The organism is Lentzea rhizosphaerae (assembly GCF_042649515.1).
Classification (GTDB): Bacteria; Actinomycetota; Actinomycetes; order Mycobacteriales; family Pseudonocardiaceae; genus Lentzea; species Lentzea aerocolonigenes.
Genome location: NZ_JBHRZI010000017.1, coordinates 349,935 through 369,918 on the forward strand (window position 1 = coordinate 349,935; position 19,984 = coordinate 369,918).

At 68.6% G+C, this 19,984-nt stretch carries 19 protein-coding genes; 11 read left to right on the forward strand and 8 right to left on the reverse strand.

Annotated features, from left to right (window positions below; translation table 11 throughout):
• Nucleotides 1-97: 97 nt before the first annotated feature.
• The 3 genes from ACFOWZ_RS23260 to ACFOWZ_RS23270 all read left to right on the forward strand — a co-directional run bounded on the left by ACFOWZ_RS23260 (nt 98) and on the right by ACFOWZ_RS23270 (nt 4,545).
• Nucleotides 98-1,720, forward strand: a complete 1,623-nt coding sequence (locus ACFOWZ_RS23260; RefSeq protein WP_382375755.1) for an ABC transporter ATP-binding protein — start codon at nt 98-100, stop codon at nt 1,718-1,720.
• Nucleotides 1,720-3,438, forward strand: coding sequence for an ABC transporter ATP-binding protein (locus tag ACFOWZ_RS23265; protein ID WP_382375757.1), 1,719 nt, complete (start codon nt 1,720-1,722; stop codon nt 3,436-3,438). Before ACFOWZ_RS23260 ends, ACFOWZ_RS23265 begins: the two co-directional genes overlap by 1 nt.
• Nucleotides 3,439-4,014: 576 nt before the next feature.
• Nucleotides 4,015-4,545 (forward strand): hypothetical protein, encoded by a 531-nt coding sequence (locus tag ACFOWZ_RS23270; protein ID WP_382375759.1) that lies wholly within the window; start codon nt 4,015-4,017, stop codon nt 4,543-4,545.
• A 65-nt stretch (nt 4,546-4,610) separates the two neighbouring features.
• Here ACFOWZ_RS23270 and ACFOWZ_RS23275 read toward each other — a convergent pair whose 3' ends face one another.
• Nucleotides 4,611-5,114 carry a DUF3145 domain-containing protein gene (locus ACFOWZ_RS23275; RefSeq protein WP_382375761.1) on the reverse strand — a complete coding sequence of 168 codons (504 nt, stop codon included), beginning with the start codon at nt 5,112-5,114 and terminating at the stop codon, nt 4,611-4,613.
• Between the two features lie 200 nt (nt 5,115-5,314).
• Nucleotides 5,315-6,661, reverse strand: a complete 1,347-nt coding sequence (locus ACFOWZ_RS23280) for a S8 family serine peptidase (RefSeq protein ID WP_382375763.1) — start codon at nt 6,659-6,661, stop codon at nt 5,315-5,317.
• A 143-nt stretch (nt 6,662-6,804) separates the two neighbouring features.
• Between ACFOWZ_RS23280 and ACFOWZ_RS23285 the strand changes: the two genes are divergently transcribed.
• Genes ACFOWZ_RS23285 through ACFOWZ_RS23295 form a run of 3 tightly spaced genes read left to right on the forward strand, consistent with a single transcriptional unit; the run spans nt 6,805 to nt 9,761 of the window.
• Complete coding sequence (locus ACFOWZ_RS23285) at nt 6,805-8,028, forward strand: hypothetical protein (protein WP_382375765.1); 1,224 nt, start codon at nt 6,805-6,807, stop codon at nt 8,026-8,028.
• A gap of 11 nt (nt 8,029-8,039) precedes the next feature.
• The gene (locus ACFOWZ_RS23290; RefSeq protein WP_382375767.1) at nt 8,040-8,399 is read left to right on the forward strand and encodes a VOC family protein; all 360 of its coding nucleotides are present in this window, start codon (nt 8,040-8,042) and stop codon (nt 8,397-8,399) included.
• A gap of 21 nt (nt 8,400-8,420) precedes the next feature.
• Nucleotides 8,421-9,761, forward strand: coding sequence for a dihydrolipoyl dehydrogenase family protein (locus ACFOWZ_RS23295; RefSeq protein WP_382375769.1), 1,341 nt, complete (start codon nt 8,421-8,423; stop codon nt 9,759-9,761).
• Here ACFOWZ_RS23295 and ACFOWZ_RS23300 read toward each other — a convergent pair.
• From ACFOWZ_RS23300 to ACFOWZ_RS23310, 3 genes are read right to left on the reverse strand one after another with little or no spacing between them, the layout of a single operon-like run.
• Nucleotides 9,749-10,414, reverse strand: coding sequence for a TetR/AcrR family transcriptional regulator (locus ACFOWZ_RS23300; RefSeq protein WP_382375771.1), 666 nt, complete (start codon nt 10,412-10,414; stop codon nt 9,749-9,751). The genes ACFOWZ_RS23295 and ACFOWZ_RS23300 overlap by 13 nt on opposite strands.
• Before the next feature lie 56 nt (nt 10,415-10,470).
• On the reverse strand, nt 10,471-10,689 hold the full coding sequence (locus ACFOWZ_RS23305) for a DUF6343 family protein (RefSeq protein ID WP_236703275.1): 219 nt from the start codon (nt 10,687-10,689) through the stop codon (nt 10,471-10,473).
• A gap of 1 nt (nt 10,690) precedes the next feature.
• Nucleotides 10,691-11,293 (reverse strand): hypothetical protein, encoded by a 603-nt coding sequence (locus ACFOWZ_RS23310; RefSeq protein WP_382375773.1) that lies wholly within the window; start codon nt 11,291-11,293, stop codon nt 10,691-10,693.
• A gap of 135 nt (nt 11,294-11,428) precedes the next feature.
• Between ACFOWZ_RS23310 and ACFOWZ_RS23315 the strand changes: the two genes are divergently transcribed.
• The 3 genes from ACFOWZ_RS23315 to ACFOWZ_RS23325 all read left to right on the forward strand — a co-directional run bounded on the left by ACFOWZ_RS23315 (nt 11,429) and on the right by ACFOWZ_RS23325 (nt 16,977).
• Nucleotides 11,429-11,857 (forward strand): MarR family winged helix-turn-helix transcriptional regulator, encoded by a 429-nt coding sequence (locus ACFOWZ_RS23315; protein ID WP_382375775.1) that lies wholly within the window; start codon nt 11,429-11,431, stop codon nt 11,855-11,857.
• 106 nt (nt 11,858-11,963) lie between these two features.
• The gene (locus ACFOWZ_RS23320; RefSeq protein ID WP_382375777.1) at nt 11,964-14,225 is read left to right on the forward strand and encodes a HelD family protein; all 2,262 of its coding nucleotides are present in this window, start codon (nt 11,964-11,966) and stop codon (nt 14,223-14,225) included.
• Nucleotides 14,226-14,313: 88 nt separating this feature from the next.
• A complete protein-coding gene (locus tag ACFOWZ_RS23325; protein WP_382375779.1) occupies nt 14,314-16,977 on the forward strand; it encodes an NACHT domain-containing protein in 2,664 nt (887 codons plus the stop codon).
• On the opposite strand, the gene crcB is transcribed toward ACFOWZ_RS23325, so the two are convergent.
• The 3 genes from crcB to ACFOWZ_RS23340 are packed head-to-tail and all read right to left on the reverse strand — an operon-like array spanning nt 16,922 to nt 18,052.
• A complete protein-coding gene (gene crcB / locus ACFOWZ_RS23330) occupies nt 16,922-17,260 on the reverse strand; it encodes a fluoride efflux transporter CrcB (RefSeq protein ID WP_382375781.1) in 339 nt (112 codons plus the stop codon). The genes ACFOWZ_RS23325 and crcB overlap by 56 nt on opposite strands.
• Nucleotides 17,257-17,607 (reverse strand): fluoride efflux transporter FluC, encoded by a 351-nt coding sequence (locus ACFOWZ_RS23335; protein ID WP_382375783.1) that lies wholly within the window; start codon nt 17,605-17,607, stop codon nt 17,257-17,259. Before ACFOWZ_RS23335 ends, crcB begins: the two co-directional genes overlap by 4 nt.
• Before the next feature lie 4 nt (nt 17,608-17,611).
• A complete protein-coding gene (locus ACFOWZ_RS23340; protein WP_382375785.1) occupies nt 17,612-18,052 on the reverse strand; it encodes a MarR family winged helix-turn-helix transcriptional regulator in 441 nt (146 codons plus the stop codon).
• A 57-nt stretch (nt 18,053-18,109) separates the two neighbouring features.
• Here ACFOWZ_RS23340 and ACFOWZ_RS23345 point away from each other — a divergent pair, with 57 nt between their 5' ends.
• Entirely contained in the window at nt 18,110-19,144 is a 1,035-nt protein-coding gene (locus tag ACFOWZ_RS23345) for an MFS transporter (protein ID WP_382375787.1), read from the forward strand.
• A 9-nt stretch (nt 19,145-19,153) separates the two neighbouring features.
• Nucleotides 19,154-19,957, forward strand: coding sequence for an SAM-dependent methyltransferase (locus tag ACFOWZ_RS23350; RefSeq protein WP_382375789.1), 804 nt, complete (start codon nt 19,154-19,156; stop codon nt 19,955-19,957).
• Nucleotides 19,958-19,984 lie beyond the last annotated feature (27 nt).

Sequence of the window (19,984 nt, forward strand, 5' to 3'; positions counted from 1 at the left end):
AGTATGCCGCTCACCCGCCAACTGCAGGGCCCGGCAGCCGGCCAGCTGTCGGGCCCTCGCTCATGATGCGCCCTCACGACCTCCGGAGGAACAGCCGATGGCCAAACCCGGTGACGTCCTGCTGTTCTCCGCGGTCCGGCGCGACTTCCGCCCGTGGCTCCTGCTCCTCAACGCCGCCGTGGCGACCACCGGCGGCCTGCTGATCCCCACGGCGCTCGCCAGCGCCGTGGACATGGCGTTGAGCGGAAAGTTCGTGCTGGTCACGGTCCTGTGGCTGCTCCTGCTCGCGGCCACCGAGATCGTCGGTGACGCCATCGGCATCGTGCTCGCCGCGAGCATCACCTCCCGCGCGACCGCGTGGTTGCGGAAAAAACTCTCCCGGCACCTGCTCGCGCTCGGCCATCCGTCCCCGTTCGCCGCCGGTGACGCGGTGAGCAGGGTGACCGGCGACTGCGGCAACGCGGGCAGCGTCGTGGTCACGCTGATGTCCCTGATCATCACCGTGGTGTCCTCGGTCGGTTCGATCGTGGCCCTGGCGCTGCTGGACTGGCGGCTGGCCGCGGTGTTCGCGGTGAGCGTGCCGCTCGCGATGCTGCTGGTCCGCACGCACATGCAGCTCACCGCCGACGACGTGCTGGCCTACCAGCAGGTTTCCGGTGAGATCTCGGCCCGTCTGCTCGACGCGGTGTCCGGCAAGCGCACGATCGCCGCGGCTGGCATCGCGAGCCGTGAGGCCGGACGGGTGCTGCACCCGCTCCCCCGCCTCGCCGCGGCGGGCGCGGGCATGTGGCGCACGCAGGCGAAGATGATGTGGCGGGCGGGACTGCTGCTGCCGGCTGTCGAGCTGGCCGTGCTGGTCGCCGCCGGTTTCGGCATCCTCGAAGGCAGGCTGACCGCCGGCGACGTGCTCGCGGCGCTCGGCTACACCGCGCTCGGCATGGGCATCGTCGGCCAGCTGCCCCAGCTCACCGTCCTGGAACGCACCCGCGCGTCCGCGACCAGGATCGCCGAGGTCCTGGACACCCCGATCACCGGACGTCCGGCGTCCGCGGCTCCCCGGCACGGCGCCGCACTGGAACTGCGCGGCGTCACCGTCGAGGGCGCGCTGCACGACGTCGACCTGGTGGTTCCCGCAGGCGTGTTCTGCGCGGTCGTCGGCAGCTCCGGAGCGGGTAAGTCGACGCTGGCCGCCGTGCTCGGCGGACTGTCCGCTGTGGACTCCGGCGAGGTGCTGCGCGACGGCGAGGTCGGGTACGCGTTCGAACGTCCGGCGCTGCTGGGCACGACGATCGGCCGTTCCATCGGCTATGGAACGGATTCCGGTGCGATCGAGGTGCGGGACGCGGCCGTCGCGGCGCAGGTGCACGACGTGCTGATCCGTTTGCCGCAGGGCTACGAGACGCCGGTCGCCGAAGCACCGCTGTCCGGCGGTGAGGCGCAACGAATCGGCTTGGCACGGGCGATCGTGCGAGATCCGGAGCTCCTCGTGCTGGACGACGCGACCGCGAGTCTGGACACCGTGACCGAGGCCAAAGTGGACGCCGCGATCACGACGGTGCTGTCCGGCAGGACGCGCGTGGTCGTGACCCACCGCCCGGCGACGGCGGCGCGGGCGGACCTGGTGGTGTGGCTGGAGAACGGCAGGGTGCGCGGCACGGGAACGCACCGGGAGCTGTGGGACGACGACGACTACCGAGCCGTGTTCACCGGGGGCGAGTGATGCGTTTCTACCTCTCCACGCTGGCAGGACACCGCCGCGGTGTGCTGATCCTGCTCGGCTGGTCGATGCTCGAGGGCATCCCTGCTTTCTTCGGCGGCAGGCTCGTCGGCACTGCCGTCGACCAGGGCTTCGCCGCGGGCAAGCCGACGACCGGTGTGCTGTGGCTGCTGGCTTTCGCGGGACTCGCCGTCGCGGGCGCCCTGGGTCAGCGGCAGGTGTTCGCCCGGCTCGGCGGCGTCGTCGAACCCATGCGCGACGCCCTGGTCACCCGGATCGTCAGCGGTGTGCTGGGCGACCCGTCCCACCGCGGGACGCCGGACGCCAGCGCGGTCGCCATGATCACCCGGCACGTCGAGGTCGTCCGCGACGCCACCGCGGGCGTGCTGATCCAGGCCCGCGCGTTGCTGGTCACGACCGTCGCCGCGCTCGTCGGTCTGGCGACCACGGCCACCGCGCTCATCTGGCTGGTGGTGGCGCCGATCCTGGTCGCGCTGGTGTTGTTCGCCCTCATGTTGCCGTCGCTGGCCAAACGGCAACGCGACGCGGTGATGGCCGACGAGCGCACCGCGGAAGCCACCGGCTCGGTGCTCAGCGGGTTGCGCGACGTGGCGGCGTGCCACGCGGAGACCGAGGCGCTGCGGGACATCGCGGACCAGGTCGACCAGCAGGCCAGGGCGACCGTCGTCGTGGCGTGGGCGAACTCGTTGCGCGCCACGGTGATCGCGATCGGTGGTTTCGCCCCGATCGTGCTGCTGGTGGCGTTCGCTCCGCCGCTCGTCGCCTCCGGCCGGCTGACCACGGGCGCGGCGCTGGCGGCGGTCGTGTACCTGACGAACAGCGTGAACCCGGCGCTGCACGGTCTGGCGCGCACCACCAGCACCGTCGTGATGCGCCTGATGGTCGCACTCAAGCGACTCCAGGAAGCCGCACCGCGTTCGACCGGCGACGCGGGCGACGAGGTCCCGTCCAACGGCGAGTTCGTGCTGCGGGACGTCACGTTCGGCTGGAGTCCCGACGCGGAACCGGTCGTGCGCGGCCTGTCTTTGGACCTGCGGCCCGGCGACCACCTGGCCGTGGTCGGCCCGTCCGGCATCGGCAAGTCCACAATGGCCAGTCTGCTCACCGGCCTGATGCCGCCGGACTCCGGCCACGTCCTGTTCGGCGGCGCCCCCGTCGACCAGGTCGTTCCCGCGGTGAGGCACCACGCGATCGCGCTGATCCCGCAGGAGACGTACCTCTTCACCGGCACCGTGCGGGAGAACCTGGCGCTGCTCGCGCCGTGCGCGACCGACGAGGATCTCACCGACGCGGTGAAAAAGGTCGGTGCCGAACCACTTCTGGACAGGCTCGGCGGTCTGGACGCGACGCTCGGCCACGCGGGCGAAGGACTTTCCGCCGGTGAGGCGCAGCTCCTGGCACTCGCGAGGGTCTACGTGACGTCCGCGAGCGTCGTGATCCTCGACGAGGCGACCTCACACCTCGACCCCGCCGCGGAGGCCCGCGTCGAACGGGCTTTTGCCCGAAGGGACGGAATTCTCGTCGTCATCGCGCACCGGCTGAGCTCGGCGTTGCGCGCGAACCGCGTGCTGGTCATGGACGGCGGCAAGCCGCTGCTCGGCGCCCACGAGCACCTGCTCAAGACGTCAGCTCTCTACGGGCAGCTCATGCTGGCCTGGGATCCCACGCACCACGAGGAAACCCCGCTACCCAAACGGTAGCGGGACCCACTTTTGGCGCGAAAAGCACGTTCGGGCCGATAGATGGCCCGAACGTGCTTTTCGCGCCATCCCCGACCGGGTGAAGATCGCGAGTTGTCCACAGGTTCGCAGATCACGCTTCGACAACCCGCGGATCGCTGACACAGTTACCTCGTGCCCAAACGATCCAAAGTAGACTGGACAACGGTGGACGAAGCCGCGCCACGAGGTGTGCTCAGGGTCCGCGAACTCTTGGAGCTCGGCGTTCCCGCCCGCACGATCTCGAATCGATGTGAGCAACGCGGCCCGTGGCAGCGACTGCTGCCAGGCGTGATCTTGCTGAGCAACGGCTCTGCTAGCTGGACGCAACGAGTCGACGGAGCCTTGCGCTACTGTGGAAGCCCTTCCCTGGTCACAGGGCTCGCCGGAACGAAGTTGTACGGGTTGACCCGTGGACCGTCCACTACCCAGGTCCACGTCCTGGTGCACGACGGTCATCAGCCGGCGAGCCACGACTTCGTACTCGTCGAACGCACCTTCCGGCTGCCACAGCCGCAGTGGATGGACGGCTTCCCCATCGCACCGATTGAGCGGTGCGTGCTCGACGCCGCACGCCGGTTGAAAGACATGGACCAGATCCGGTCGTTGCTGGCGGAGCCGATTCAAAACGGCCGCGTCACGCCGACAGCCTTGCTCCGAGAGCTGGACGCTGGTTCGTGCCGAGGCAGTGCAGCGCCCCGCAAAGTTCTTCGGGAACTGATCGATGGCATCCGGTCCCCGGCTGAGTCCTGGGCCAGAGAACTCGCTCTTCGCAGTGGCTTCGACAGGATGCGGTGGAACCAGGAACTGTTCCTGTCCAACGGTTCTCATTTGGCCACACCGGACGGTTGGCTCGACGACGTCGGGCTCGCCTGGGAGATCGACTCGTACGAGTACCACTTCAGGCCCGAGGACTACGCGAAGACACTGAAGCGGCACAACCGAATGACTGCTGCCGGAATCATCGTGGTGCACACAGTCCCGTCACGCCTGCGTACGGAACCGGACCAGGTCGTAGAAGAACTACGCGGCGCGTACGAGCAGGCGCGGCAACGGCCTCGTCCTCCGGTGATCGCACGCCGCCAGTAACGGCGCGAAAAGCACGTTTCGGCCATCTAACGGCCCCAACGTGCTTTTCGCGCCGAAGACAAGGATTAGCCGACGCGGTGCAGCCAGGTCACCGGCGCGCCGTCTCCTGCGCGGCGGAACGGTTCCAGCGCGTCGTCCCACGCCGCGCCGAGCAGCTCGTCCACGCCGTGGGCGAAGGACTCACCACCACGGGATCTGGCTGCGAGAGCACGAAGCTGATCCTCATTGACCACGATGTCACCGTTGGCCGACGTGCGGGCGTGCCACAGCCCGAGAACGGGAGCGAAGCAGAAGCGCTCGCCGTCCTGACCGGGGGACGGTTCCTCGGTCACCTCGAAACGGAGCATTGGCCACGCGCGCAGCGCAGCCACGAGTTTCGCGCCGGTGCCGGCGTCTCCGGTCCACGCGCATTCAGCGCGCAACTGGCCTGGTGCCGCGGGTTGCGCTGCCCACCTGAGGTCCACTCGGACACCGAGGGTGCCCGAGATCGCCCACTCGACGTGCGGACAGACCGCAGACGGCGACGAGTGGACGTAGACCACGCCACTGGTGCTGCCACGGGTGCTCACTGCTGACCTCCGCTACTCGACGAGGGACGTCTTCCCCTACGCCTTTGCCGAGTGAGGTGATCACCGTGAAAGCCCGCTTGCTGCATTCTGCCTCGACTTGAGGCATGTCCGCCATAAGAACCAGCTCGATCATCACCCGACCGGGGCAGATACAGGTCTTAAGTCCCGATCTCCCCGGCCGAGTGATGCGTGATCGTGATCTACAGCGCGTTTACCGCGGCGACAACGTCGACCAGACCCGTGCCCTTGTCGAACGACGAGGTGTAGGGGCCGACCGGCGTGTACCCGGTGCCGTACTTGTGGGCCGTCGACTTGAGCGCGCGCTCGATGTCGGCGGGCGTCGCGGAAGGCTTGGCCCCGAACAACTGTGCGACGATGCCGGCGATCTGCGGAGCCGCCATCGACGTGCCGCTGATCGTGTTGTACGTGCCGAGATCGAGCAGGCCAGGGCCGTTCTGCGGCTGCAGGCCGGTCGCGCAGATCGGCAGGTACAGGCGGCAGGCCGACACGATGTTCTCACCGGGAGCCGAGATGTCCGGCCACGTGGCCGAGTTCGACGCGAGACCGCGCGAGGAGAAGTCGGACAGCGCGCCGTCACGAGTACCTGTGCCCTGGTCGTTGTAGGACGCCACCGAGATCACGCCGGGCGTCTGGTCCTGACCGGGCGGGTTGGACAGGCTGGTCGAGCCGTCGCCGCCGTCGTTGCCGTTCGCCCACACCACGACGACGCCCTCGGCCACGAGCTGCCGCTGCAGCTTGACCGTCACGGAGGCAGGGTCGAACGCACCGCCGCCAGATGGCCCATAGGAGTTGTTGATGACCTTGATCGGCGGGCACGTCGCGGCGGGCACACCGGCGCCGCACGGGGCCTTGTGGTTCTCCAGCACCCAGTTCAGCGCGGCGTCCGCGCCGAGGATGAGGATCGCCGCACCCGTCGAGATCACGACGCCCTTCGCACCCGGCGCCGAACCGCCGACCTGCGTGCCGTCGGCGAGCTGGTACGGGGTACCGATCGCGATGCCGGTGACGTGCGTGCCGTGGCCACCCAGCGAAGTCGTGTCGGTGTCGACGAAGTTCGGGACCGGCACGATGCAGCTGGTGTCCGTCGACCCGTCAGCGGCGCAGAGGCTCTTCAGGTTGCGGACGATCTTGCCGCCGGCGAACGCCGGGTGCGTCGGGTCCACCCCGGAGTCGATCACCGCGACCGAGACGCCGGCACCGGTCAGCCCGGACGCCTGCTGGGCCTCACGGCTGCGCGTGGCGACGGTGCCGGAGGAGCCCAGGAACTTGGCGGGCTTCGCGATCTCGACGTTCGTGACGCCCGGCTTGGCGCGCGCGGACGAGATCTGTGTCGACGTGCCGCGTGCGGCTACGACGCCGATCTTGCGGAAGCTCGTGAGCTTCTGCAGACCGGCCGCCTCCACCGCGCTCTCGGCGGAGGTGAGATCAGTGCCGTGGACGTACACCGTGGATGCCGTCTGGGCGGCCCCGACAGGGGTAGAGGCGGCCACGAGCACTACAGCGAGCAGGGCGGCGCGTTTGAACATGGACCCTCCGTGAACATAGGCAGGCAATCCAACTAACGAGTGATCCACTTATCGGTGACGGGTGTCACGCAACGTCTCGACTGGATGCGGTCGACCGACCCCGGACCGCTACCGTGTCCCCCCGTGCGGAAAGGTGTGGACTCGTGCGGCTGATCCGTCTGGGTGCTGAACCCTCGGCCATTGGGGCGGACGTCCGTGCCGCCCTCACGGCGTGCGGCGCGGGTACGGGGGTTCTCGGCGGCGTCGCGCTGACCGGCGTGCAACCGCCCGACTGCCCGGTGCCGCTCGACGCGATCGTCGTGCTGCCCAAGGGTGTTCTGGTGATCGTCGGCGTCGACCTGCCCGATCCCGCGGTGAAGCTCGAGGCCCCGCTCGGCGGCCAGTGGAAGATCGACGGCTGGCCCCTGGTCTCCCAGGACGGCGCGCCGAACCCGGCGACCGAGGCCGTGGCGGCCGCGACCGCCGTGGCGCAACGGATTCAGGCGATGCGCGCGGAACCGCTGCCGGTCAGCACGGTCGTGGCGGTCGGCCCGTTCGTGAGCCAGGTCGTGCAGCCGACCGTCGACCTCAACCGCGGCGTGCGGGTGCTGCACCCCAAACCGTCCACTGTGCTCTCCGCCGCCCGCGAGCTCGCGACGTCGACGGTGCCGTGCACGGCGGACCACGCGGTGAAGCTCCTCGCGATCCTGCAGAACACCGGCACGCCACCGGAGGCGCGGTCGCTGCTCGCCGAGGGCTTCAGCGACGCGGTCTCCCCCGACCTCGCGTCGGCGAGCACGATGCTCATCCCGAAGGTCAACGCCAAGCCGCTCGTGCCGCGCAAACGCTTGCCCTGGCTCTACGTGACGGCGGGCTCGCTGGTCGCGCTGATCCTGCTCGTGTGGCTGCTGGTCGCGCTGCCCGGCGACGACAAGCCGGCCGACGCGACGCCGGCACCGTCGACGACGCAGCCGACGACGGTGGTCGTCGACGGCACGACGTTCGTGCCGAAGGAGATGAAGAAGGACAAGGACTGCCAGGCACCGGCGTTCGGCGACGTCAAGGCGTGGCTGATCGCGAACGAGTGCGGCGAGGTCCTGCGTGCCACCTACGAGACGACGGTCAAGGACAAGCAGGCGAGCGTCATGGTCGTGGACCTGGATCTGCTGGACGCGCCGAGCGCGAAGGCGTTGCACTCGGTCGTCGCCCAGCCGGGATCGGGCGGGGTGAACGGGCTCGACGGCAAACCGCTGGAGAACGCGGCGTTCGCGAGCAGGCTGAAGGGCAGCCACGTGCAGCTCGCGTTCGTGGTGTGGTCCGGCGGCGCGGGCGACCAGACGCTCGACCCCGTCGCCAAGCAAGCGTTGCGGCTGCCCGCCACCCGTTAGAAGGTGGAGGCATGATCGGACAACTTCGCTCTGTGGTGCTCGACTGTCCTGATCCCTCCGAGCTGGCGTCGTTCTACGAGAAGCTGCTCGGCGCCGAACGCCAGGCGGGCGGTGACGAGACCTGGGTGGTGATCGTCGCGAACGGCACGCGGCTGGCGTTCCAGCGTTCCGGCGACTACCAGCCGCCTGCGTTCCCGGATCCGCACGGCTCGCAGCAGTTCCACCTCGACGTGCTGGTCGAGGACGTCGAAGAGGCGGAACCGAAGGTGCTGGAGCTCGGCGCGCGGCTGGTGAAGAAGGACAACGACGACACGTTCCGGGTTTACGCGGACCCCGTCGGGCATCCGTTCTGCCTCGTGTGGCTGCCTTAGAACACGCCTACTGTGGGCCGCATGGACTTCGACGTCATCGTCATCGGTGGTGGCCCCGTAGGTGAGAACGTGGCGTGGCGGACGGCCGCCGGTGGCCTGTCCACCGCCATGATCGAGAAGGAGCTGGTCGGCGGCGAGTGTTCGTACTGGGCGTGCATGCCGTCGAAGGCACTGCTGCGGCCCGGTCACGCACTCGCGGCCGCCCGGCGCGTGCAGGGCGTGAACGCGGGATCGCTCGATCCCGCCGCGGTGCTGGAGCGGCGCACCGGCTTCACCTCGAACTGGGACGACAGCGGCCAGGTCGAGTGGGCCGAGTCGGAGAACATCACGGTCATCCGCGGCGACGGTGAGGTCACCGGCGAACGCGAGGTCACCGTCGGGAACGAGGTCCACCGCGCACGTCAGGCCGTGGTGGTGTGCACCGGCAGCGTGCCGAAGATGCCGCCGCTGGAAGGCATCGCCGACACTCCCGTGTGGACGTCCCGCGATGCCACGTCGGCGCGCGAGGTGCCGGACTCGCTGGTGGTGCTGGGTGGTGGCGTCGTCGGTGTCGAGATGGCGCAGGCCTGGGCGCGGCTCGGGTCGAAGGTGACGCTCGTGGTGTCCGGCGACCGGCCGTTGCCGCGGATGGAGGAGTTCGTCGGGCCGCTGGTCGTCGAGGGTCTCCAGGAGGACGGCGTCGAGGTGCTGCTGGGCGCCCGTGCGTCGGCGATCGCGCCGGGCGCGCTGACGTTGCAGGACGGCAGGGTCGTGAAGGGGTCGGAGATCCTCGTCGCGACCGGACGCGTGCCGGCGACCAAGGACGGCAAGCCGCTGACCATCGACGACTCCGGCCTGGTGTCCGGTGTGGACGGACGGTGGCTGTACGCGGCGGGTGACGTCACCGGGCGCGCGCTGCTGACGCACCAGGGCAAGTACCAGGCGCGGGCGGTCGGCACGGCGATCCTGGAGCGCTCACGCGGGTTCGAGCCCAAGCAGTGGTCGGCGGGCCAGGCGTGGGCGGATCACGTCGCGGTGCCGCAGGTGGTGTTCACCGACCCCGAGGTGGCGTTCGTCGGGCACACCGCCGAGGAGGCGCGCAAGGCCGGCCGGGACGTGAAGGTGGTCGACCTCGACATCGCGGTCGCCGGTTCGTCGCTGCACGCGGACGGGTACCGCGGGAAGACGCGCATGGTCGTGGACGAGCGGACGCGGACGCTGGTCGGCGTCACGTTCGTCGGTCAGGACGTGGCCGAGCTGCTGCACTCGGCGACGGTCGCGATCGTCGGTGAGGTCACCGTGGACCGGTTGTGGCACGCGGTGCCCTCGTACCCGACGATCAGCGAGGTCTGGCTGCGGATGCTCGAGGCCTACGGCCTCTGAGTCCGATCCTGGGGCTCGTCCAGCAGGGGTCGCAACACCCTGGCAAGCAGCTCGTTCGCCGTGCCGACCACGTACGCGCTGTCCTCGGGGCCGACCCGTTCGGCCAGCTTGAACAGCGCGTCCGCGGTCTGCACGGCGATCCGGAACGTCAGCACCACCGGGGCGTCGCCGGGCGCGCCGAACCGGTTGACGAACATCTCGGCGAGCCGTTCCGCCATCAGCTCGTACTGGTCGACGCTGGCGTCGAGCCGGTGGCTGTCCAGCATGTCGCTGAACCGCACCCGTCCGAAGCCGGGCACCTCGCCCACCATGCGCGTGTACACGGCGACGACCTGGGCCATGGCCTCGCGCCACGTGTCCGCGATCAGATCGGTGGCGAAGAGCTCCTCGACCTCGCGGAGATAGGTCTCCATCCCGCGAAGTGCCAGAGCGTGCACAACGGACCGTTTGTCGGGAAAGTACTGATAGAAGGAACCAATGGGCACTCCGGCCACATCGACGATGCGCGCGGTCGTGATGTCGTCGTAGTCGTATTCGTTCAGCAGGCTCGCACAAGCGTCCAGGATCGCGGTAACCGTTGCCGCGCCACGCTGTTGCACCGGCTGGCGACGCATCACCCTGGCTAACCTGCCTTTGGCCGGGTCTTCATGCACTCGGACATCTTTATCCACAAGAGTGCGTCAGCCCAAGCACAGGTTCCTGACAGGTTTCAGCCGGGATCTCCGCGCCGTTTGCGATGAACTACCCAACCGAAGTCGACAAGGCAGACAACGGCGAGTAGCAAAAGCAGTATCCCGAGCCACAAGAGGTCAGCTCGCAGTGCCAGCCACCCGGCCACCGAGTTGAAGACCAGGCCGAATCCGGCGAGCCACAACCGCAGCGTCAACGCACTGCGCGGCGGCGCCGGGGGTGGCAGGTAGTCGCTCACGTCACCCGGTTTCCCGCAGCAGCGGCGTCTCAACCCGGCGCAGCGGCCGGGGAGGTTTCGTCACGTAGGGCCGGACGAGCCGCGTGAGCGCCAGACCGGGGGCGATGAGCGGGACGACGGCGGTGAGCACGGCGGCCGTGATGCCCGCTCGCACCACGTCCTTCGGCATGACGGCGACGCGGTCGACGACGAACGCTCGCCGTCCGGTCAGCGACACGACCGCGAGGACGACCAGGAACACCACCATGCTGAGCATCGCCCGCTGGACCGCGTGCTCGTACCCGGCGGCCTCTCCCGCGACCAGCACCGCGAACCACCCGGCGAGCGCGGGCAGCTGACCCTGTTCGGTGGTCGCGGCCCAGCTCAGGCCGCCGAGCGTGGCGAGCCAGACGAGACCGTCCCTGCGTTCCTGCGCCCACCGCGACGCCGCGTCGAGGGGAATGCCGGTCCAGCCGAGCACGCCGAGCGGGCTCGGCGGGTCGGCGGCCAGCTGGCCGAGCACCCAGGCGAGCGTCCACGCGGACACCAGCACCGCGACGACGAGCTGCCACCTGGGCCGGCGCACCACGCAGCGGGCGAGCCGGACGATCTCCGCACGCGTCATACCCCCACCTTGCCGCCTGCGGGTGGTTTGCGGAGAAACGTCACCCCATCGCTCACCCGCACAGCGCACTTCCAGGCGTGTTCATCACGCAGCGCTATCCACGATCGGGGGACAGATCTTTTCTATGCTGAGTACATGAGCATTGATCAGCTTCTGCATCTGCCCAGCTACCTGATGCTCGGGCTGGTCAGGGAGGTGCGCCGGCTGGCCCGCCACGAGCTCCGCGGGCCGCACGTGACGGTCCTCGCGTTCCTGTCCGAGCAGGAGGCGGTGGCGCAGAAGCGGATCAGCGACCGGGTGCAGATGGATCCCAGCGACCTCGTGTCGGTGCTCGACGATCTCGAGCAGCGCGGGTTCGCCCAGCGCAGGAGGGACGAGAGGGACCGGCGGCGGTTCACCGTGTCGATCACCGACGAGGGCAGAGGGGCCCTGCGGGAGCGGCTGGAGACGGCCAGGGCGCACGAAGACGAGCTGCTGGCGCCGTTGACGTCACAGGAACGCGTCGAACTCACCACACTGCTGCGGAAGGCGTACCTGCATCACGCGGATATGCGTGTAGATTAGACAGTCTGCGCTCGCACGACTGGGGTGCGGGCAGACTGTGCTTTATGAACTACAGCGCAACTCAGGATAAAACCCGATGTTGCATCGTAACGAGAAAAGAGGCAAGTTGTCAAGCCCCTCCGATGACCTCCGGCTCGCCGAAATGGAGCCGGAGCAGGAATACGTGGCCATGTTGTACGGCCGGCTCGACGACCTCCGCGAACAGACGTCGAAACGACTCGCACAATCGTTGCGACAAACTGGCGGCACGCACCAGATGCGGTCCGAGCGCGACACCTCCGTCGCGATGTACACAGATCAATTGGCTCAGTACAGCGCGGTGGAGAACGGGCTCGCGTTCGGCCGGCTCGATTTCCACAACGGTGACCGCTTCTACATCGGACGAATCGGTCTCTTCGACGAGGACAAGGAATACGAGCCGCTGCTGATGGACTGGCGAGCGCCCGCCGCCAGGCCGTTCTACCTCGCCACCGCCGCCTCGCCCGACGGCGTGCGGCGGCGCAGGCACCTGCGGACGCGCTCGCGCAAGGTCATCGGCCTCGACGACGAGGTGCTCGACATCAACTCGGTCGAGCCGTCGCGCAACGAGGGGCTGACGGGCGAGGCGACGCTGCTCGCCGCGCTGAACGAGTCGCGCACCGGCCAGATGAGCGACATCGTCGCGACGATCCAGGCCGAGCAGGACATCATCATCCGTTCCGAGCTCAACGGCGTCGTCGTCGTGCAGGGCGGACCGGGCACCGGCAAGACCGCCGTGGCCCTGCACCGCGCCGCGTACCTGCTGTACACGCACCGCCGGCAACTGGCGAAGCGCGGCGTGCTCGTGGTCGGCCCGAACACGACGTTCCTGCGCTACATCAGCCAGGTCCTGCCGTCGCTGGGTGAGACGGGCGTTCTGCTGTCGACGGTCGGCGAGCTGTACCCGAACCTGACGGCGACGGGCCGCGAGTCCGCCGCGGTGGCGGCGATCAAGGGCCGCCTGGAGATGGCGGACGTGATCGCGGCGGCCGTGCGCGACCGCCAGGAGGCGCCGTCGTTCGTCGAGATCCGCTTCGACAACGACGTGCTGCGCCTCGACCGGCGCGCGATCTCGGACGCGCGCGGCAGGGCGCGCCGAACCCGCCGCCCGCACAACGAGGCCCGCCGCACGTTCGCCCGCGAGATCATCTCGACCCTCGCCTCGATGGTCACCTCACGACTCGGCGGGCACCTGCTGGACAAGGCGGACGTCGACGACATCCGCCGGGAGCTGCGCGAGTCGGAGGAGGTGCAGGCCGCGATCTCGTCGCTGTGGCCGGTGCTGACGCCGTTCTCACTGCTCTCCGAGCTCTACGCGAACCCGAAGCGCCGCAACCGCGCGATGTCGAAGTTCACCCGCGAGGAACGCGATCTGCTGCAGCGCGTCGGCGACGACTGGACCCCGGCGGACGTGCCGTTGCTGGACGAGGCCGCCGAACTGCTGGGCGAGGACGACACCGAGGCCAAGGCCCGCGCCGAACGCCAGCGCCGCCAGGCCATCGAGTACGCGCAGGGCGTCCTCGACATCCTCGATCTGGAAGACGACGCGGACCCCGAAATCCTGATGGCCACGGACCTGATGGACGCCTACCGCCTGGCCGAACGCCACGGCGTGGACCGCTACGAAACGGCAGCGGAACGCGCCGCCGCCGACCGCACCTGGACGTTCGGCCACATCATCGTGGACGAGGCCCAGGAACTCTCGGCGATGGCGTGGCGAACCCTGATGCGGCGCTGCCCGTCGAAGTCCATGACGGTGGTAGGTGACATCGCGCAGACCGGCGACATCGGCGGCGCCACCTCGTGGGGCTCCGTCCTGTCCCCGTACGTGCAGAACCGCTGGCGGCTGACCGAACTGACCGTCAACTACCGCACGCCGGCCGAGATCATGGAGGTCGCCGCAGACGTGCTCGCGTCGGTCGACTCGTCCCTGGTGCCACCGACGTCGGTGCGCGAAACCGGTGTGCCGCCGTGGGTTTCGCGCGTGCCGTCGTTCGAGGCAGGCGTTCCCGCGCTGATCGCGGACGAGGTGTCGGCCGTCGGCAACGGCAAGATCGCGGTGATCGTGCCGGACGCGCTGCTGCAGTCCGTCGGTTCCGCCGTGGTCGCAGCGGTGCCGGGATCGTCGATGGGCAACGACCTGGAAGAGGCCCAGGTCGTGGTGCTCGGGGTGACCGACGCCAAGGGCCTGGAGTTCGACTCGGTCGTCGTCGTTGACCCCGTGGGGATTCTGGAGGAGTCGCCGCGCGGGGCTTCGGATTTGTACGTGGCTCTGACGCGTGCGACGCAACGGCTCGGTGTCGTGCACACCGGCACGTTGCCCGATGTGCTGGCCCGACTGAAGGACTGATCGCTCGGAGGCCTCCTCGAGGAAACGATCCGCGCTCGTGCGACGACAACCGCATGAGCGTGGAACCTCGTTGCGGAGGAGGCCTTACTTGCGGAGCATCGGGTCTGCCATCACGAAGACCGTCGTCGAGGTGAGCGACCAGCTCTCGGATCGACTGGCAGGCTTCACCGAACCCCCTCCGGCCGCCCTCTGGACACCGCACGCGGAGCGACTCCTCGTGGATCTCGGCTCCGACGCCGAGTTGCTCCTCGACTACCTGCGCTCCCCCGACTTCGCCGCCATCGCGGTGCAGGTCCGCGTCCACTCGACCCTGACGGGCAAGGCGAAGGACCAGATCCACGAGGGACTCCGGCTTGCTGGAGTCCCGGCGGAGCTCCTGGCCAGGGCATCCGACGTCGTCACCGGCACACTGACCACCACGTGTGAGAACATCCGCCCGCTGTTCGCCGGCTCCGGCCACCACGTCCGCGAGCAGGACCTGGGCGCCATGGCTACCGGCAACACGGCGATGTTGTCTCAGCTGACCTCGCTCACCGCGTTCCACACGTTCGCCGCTCGCATGCTCAAGCAGGTTGTCGCGCTGCACAGCACCATCAGGTTGCCGCATCTCGGGGTCAGCCGGGCCGTGCACTACGACCAGCTCTACGTGCGACCTGACATCGAATCACGCGGCGGCTCCCGCCTCGGCATCCCCGGAGACCGGACGGTGATCCTCGGGGATCCCGGCGCCGGCAAGTCGACGCTGGCAGCCAAGTTCGCGCACGACGTGGCTCTCGACGGATCCGGCAGAGTGCCGTTCCTCCTGGTGCTTCGGGAGTTCACCACCTCCTTCGACGACGGTGGTCACGACCTCCTGCACTACCTGGAGATGCGCAGTCGCGCCCCGTACAACGTGAAACCGCCGAAGAACGCGGTCGAGTACCTGTTGCGCAACGGGCGAGCCGTGGTGGTCCTGGACGGGCTCGACGAGATCGTGCAGACGGAGTTGCGGCGCAGGGTCGTCGCGCTCGTGGAAGGGTTCGCTCACCTGTACCCGATGGTGCCGATCGTCGTCACCGCCCGCAGGATCGGGTACGAAGAGGCACCTCTGACTCCCAACCTGTTCAGGACCGCACGCATCCCCGAGTTCACCGACGAGCAGGTCGGGACGTACGTGCGCAACTGGTTCGTGCTGGACGAGGCCACCTCCCCGGCCGAGCAGGAGCGGCTCGCGCGGTCGTTCATGCGGGACAGTGCGCAGATTCCGGAGCTGCGTCGCAATCCGCTGTTGCTGACGTTGTTGTGCGCCATGTACTCCAGCGACCGTTACCTGCCGCGCAACCTCGCCCAGGTCTACGAGCGCTGCACGCTGTTGCTGTTCGAGCAGTGGGACTCCCAGCGCGACATCCAACTGCCGTTCAAGTTCCAAGGAAAGCTGCGCGGCGCGGTGCAACACCTGGCGTGGCGGATGTTCAGCGCACCGGAGTCCGGCAAACCGCAGCCCCGCAGCAGGATCGTGAGGACGCTCACCGACTACCTGGAGCCCAAGCTCGACGACCACGACGAGTCCGTCGCGACCGCTGAGCAGTTCCTCGCCTTCTGCACCGGACGCGCATGGGTGCTCACCGACGTCGGCGCGACTGGCACCGAGCCGCAGTTCGGCTTCACGCACCGGACGTTCCTGGAGTACTTCGCCGCAGAGCACCTGGTTCGCACCCACCGGAGCGCCGACGCGCTGTGGGAAGCGTTGCGCCCGACCATCAACCAGTGGGAGGTCGTCGCGCAGATCGCGTTGCAACTCTACGAACGCAACGTCGAGGACGGGGCGGACGAGCTGTTGACCGCGGCACTGGTCGGCGACGGCCTGGACTTCGCCGTGCGGTCGTTGCACCACATCTGTCCGAGCACCCGTGTCGTCCGGACGATCACCGAAGCAGCAGTCGACAGATCGGTGTTTCTCCCCCTCGACCACCGTGTCGTCAGGCACGACATCGGCTGCGTCGACGTCGACCACGCCTTGATGGACTGCTTGAGCAGCTCGTCGCACGCCAATCTGCCCACCGTGCACCAGGCCCTCGTCGATCGCTTCGACACGCTCGTCCGCGCGCGAGAAGTCGGTGCGGCGTTCACCCTCGAGCACCTGGCGGACGAACTGGTGGTGCCGGAGGAGCTGTACGCCGAGATCGCGGCGAGGCACGGCTCGCTCCTCACCGAGATGCGCGAGACCCCACCGCTGGCCCCACTCGTCGCACGAACGGAACCCGCCGCGCTGTGCCGGACAGTTCGCCGATCCGGCATTCGATCCCTCTTCAAGGCGTACTCCTTCTACACCTTCGGGCGGATGAGCGCAGCCCGGTGGTGCGCAGCCCGGTGCAGTCCGTTGATCCCTCAGAAAGCCGGTGAGGCCCTCGGCGTCACCTTGGCCGAGGCACCGACTCCGTGGCTGAGCTTCGCCGAGTTCGAGGTCACCGACATGGTGTCGATACCCGTCAGCAGCCAGGTCGACGGTCTGAAGCTGATGCTCGCCCTGCCATCGTTGGAAGGACGTGGAAGAGCCGTTGCTGACCGCGATGGCCTGGACGGTGTGTTCAAGGCGCTCATCTCCGCCCGGCTGAACCAGGAAACCGGCAAGTTCGACACGGCCGTCGACCGGCTGAAGAAGCTCGACCTGCGGCCTGAAGTGCACAGCTTTTTGGAGCGCTGGATGCGCGGCGAGATCAGCGTGCTAGCGCCAGACCCAGCGCAGCCGCCCCCACCCCCAGCGCCACGCTGACCACGACGTTCAGCAGCGCCAGCCGGTACTTCTCGGCCTCCAGCAACTTCACCGTCTCATAGCTGAACGTCGAATACGTCGTGAGCCCACCGCAAAACCCAACCCCGAGCAGCGGCATCCAAGACGTCCCAACGAGAAGCCCGATGAGGAAGCACCCGACGACGTTCACCGTCAAAGTCCCCCAAGGGAAATCCGACGTGTGCCGCGACTGCACGAACCGATCCAGCAGATACCGGCACGGTGCCCCGAGCGCAGCCCCGAAAAACACCGCCAGCACGGTCATCGCGTCACCCGCAACCCAAGAAACGCCGCCAGCACAGCAAAAACCGGCGTCAGCCACAGGAACACCGTGCCGCCGACCGCGAACGACGAGAACGTCGTGAACCCGCCCAGCAGCCCAACGCCGAAGAACGCACGCACCAACGGCCGCGGCACCAACCCCATCAGCACGCCGATCAGGAACGACCCCAGCACGTTGATGACGAACAGTCCCAACGTGCCCGGCACGAGCAGCGACAGGCCGTAGCGCGACACCCCGCCGAGCCCGCCGCCCAACGACACCAGTGCCACGAACGGCAGGTGCAGCTCGGTGCGTTGGGCGGGGACGTGGAGGTCGACGTCCGGGTCCACGGGATCAGGTTGGTTCGGCAAGGTGCTCGACCAGGTGGTCCAGGGCCTTCAGGGCGCGCACGACGTCCTCGCGTTCGGAAGGTTCCAGCTTCGACAGGGCGGAGCCGATTCGCTTCTCGTGTTCACGCTGCCAGACGAGGAGCTGTTCGTGTCCACGTGGTGAGACGGACAGTCGTGCTACCCGTCTGTCCTTGGGGTCTCCGCCGCGGACCACCAGGCCCGAGTCGATCAGCTGGGACACCAGGCCGGAGACCGTGTTCGGGGCCAGGCGGAGGGCGCCGGCCAGATCACCGACCTTCATCGGCGGGCGTTCTGCGAGGGTCTGCAGCAGCTCTACCTGCGCCATCGGCAGGGATTCCCACGGCCAGTCCGCACGGATGCTCGTCCGCAGCGCCCGGCGCAGGCGAGTGACGACGTCGGTGAGCGTGCGGGCTTCGTCTGACATGCAGAAATAGTACTGAACGTTCAGCAATAGCTCTGGGTCAGATATAATCTGGGTACGATGAACTGGTTCGTCACGGAGTCCCCCAGACCGGCGTGGATCGCCCGCCGGTCGTACGCGCCGTGGCTCGTCATCGCGACCGTCTGCTTCGGGGCGTTCATGGGGCAGCTCGACGCCTCGATCGTCACGCTGGCGTTCCCGGCGATGAGCGCGCACTTCGGCGGCGATCCCGAGTGGATCTCGCTCAGCTACCTGATCACACTCGTGGCGCTGCTCGTCCCAATGGGCAGGATCGCGGACCGGGTCGGGCGCAAGATCGTCTACATCTACGGCTTCGCGTTGTTCACTGGCGCGTCCGTCGCGTGTGTGTACGCGCCGAGTTTCGACGCTCTCGTCGCGGCCCGGATCGCGCAGGCGGTGGGTGCGGCGATGTTGCAGGCCAACAGCGTCGCGCTGGTCACCACCGCGGTCGCGCCCGAGCAGCGCAGGCGTGCGCTCGGCGTTCAGGCCGCGGCGCAGGCGGCCGGGCTCGCGGCGGGGCCGTTGCTCGGCGGGTACCTCACCGAGCACCACGGGTGGCAGGCCGTGTTCGCGATCAACGTGCCCATCGGGGTCGTCGCCGTGGTCGCGGGGCACTACCTGCTGCCCCGCACGAAGACCAGGGCCGAGCGCGCGAGGCCGAACTGGAAGGTCCTGCCGGGACTGGCCGGGGTGCTGCTCACCTACGCCGCGTTGTTCGCACCGATGACGTTGCTGCCGTTCACCCTGAACCAACCGTTGGCGCACATAGGGTTCACGACGGCCGCGTTGCCGCTGGGGTTCGCCATCGCGGCGACCACACTGCACAAACCGGGCATCGCCGTCGGCGCGCTGATCACCGCGGTCGCGGTGGTCCTGCCTGTGCCGCTTGTGTTTCAGCTCGTCACGGCCGGCATCGGGCTCGGGATCATCGCGCCGGCCTGCACGAAACGCGTCATGGGTGCCCTGCCGGAGGCGTCGGCGGGGGTCGGGAGCGGGCTGGTCAACGTCGCGCGAGGACTCGGCACCGCGCTGGGCGTCGCCGTGGCCACGGCGCTGATTCACGCTTTTCAGTAGCCTGGGCCCATGTCTGAACAGGTGAGCTGGGTTCCGGAAGGCCTCGACACGGGGAAGCCGAGCGCTGCTCGTCTCTACGACTACCTGCTGGGAGGCGGGCACAACTTCGCGGCGGACAGGATGCTCGGGGAGAAGTTCCTGCAGGCCCAGCCGAACGCGCGCACGATCGCGCGGCTGAACAGGGCGTTCCTGCGCAGGGCCGTGCTGTTCATGATGGACAACGGCATCCGCCAGTTCCTCGACCTCGGCTCCGGCATACCGACCGTCGGCAACGTGCACGAGATCGCCCAGAAGGCCGACCCCGAAGCCCACGTCGTGTACGTGGACTTCGAGGAGGTCGCGGTCGCGCACAGCCAGCTCATCCTCGAGGGCGACCCGCGCGCGGAGATCGTCCAGGAGGACATGACCAAGCCCGACGCCGTGCTCGAGGCGGCGCGGGAGAGCGGTCTCATCGACTTCACGCAGCCCGTCGGCGTGCTGGCGGTGGGCGTCTTCCACTTCGTGCCACCGGAAGCGGACCCGAGCGCGATCGTCGCGGCGTACCGAGATGCCGTGCCGCAGGGCAGCTACCTCGCGTTCTCGCAGTTCACCCAGGACCTCCAGCCCGAGGAGATGGCAGGGATCGTCGAGGTGATGAAGAAGAGCCAGAACCCGATGTTCCCCCGCACGATGAGCGAGGTCGAAGGGCTCTTCGGCGGGTTCGAGCTCGTCGAGCCCGGCATCGTGCCGCTGCCGTTGTGGCGCCCGGAGGCCACGAACACCGATGATCCGGACAAGGCAGGCATTTGTGCCGCTGTGGGCCGCAAGATCTGACCCTCGTTGATGTTGGCCAAGGGGCGG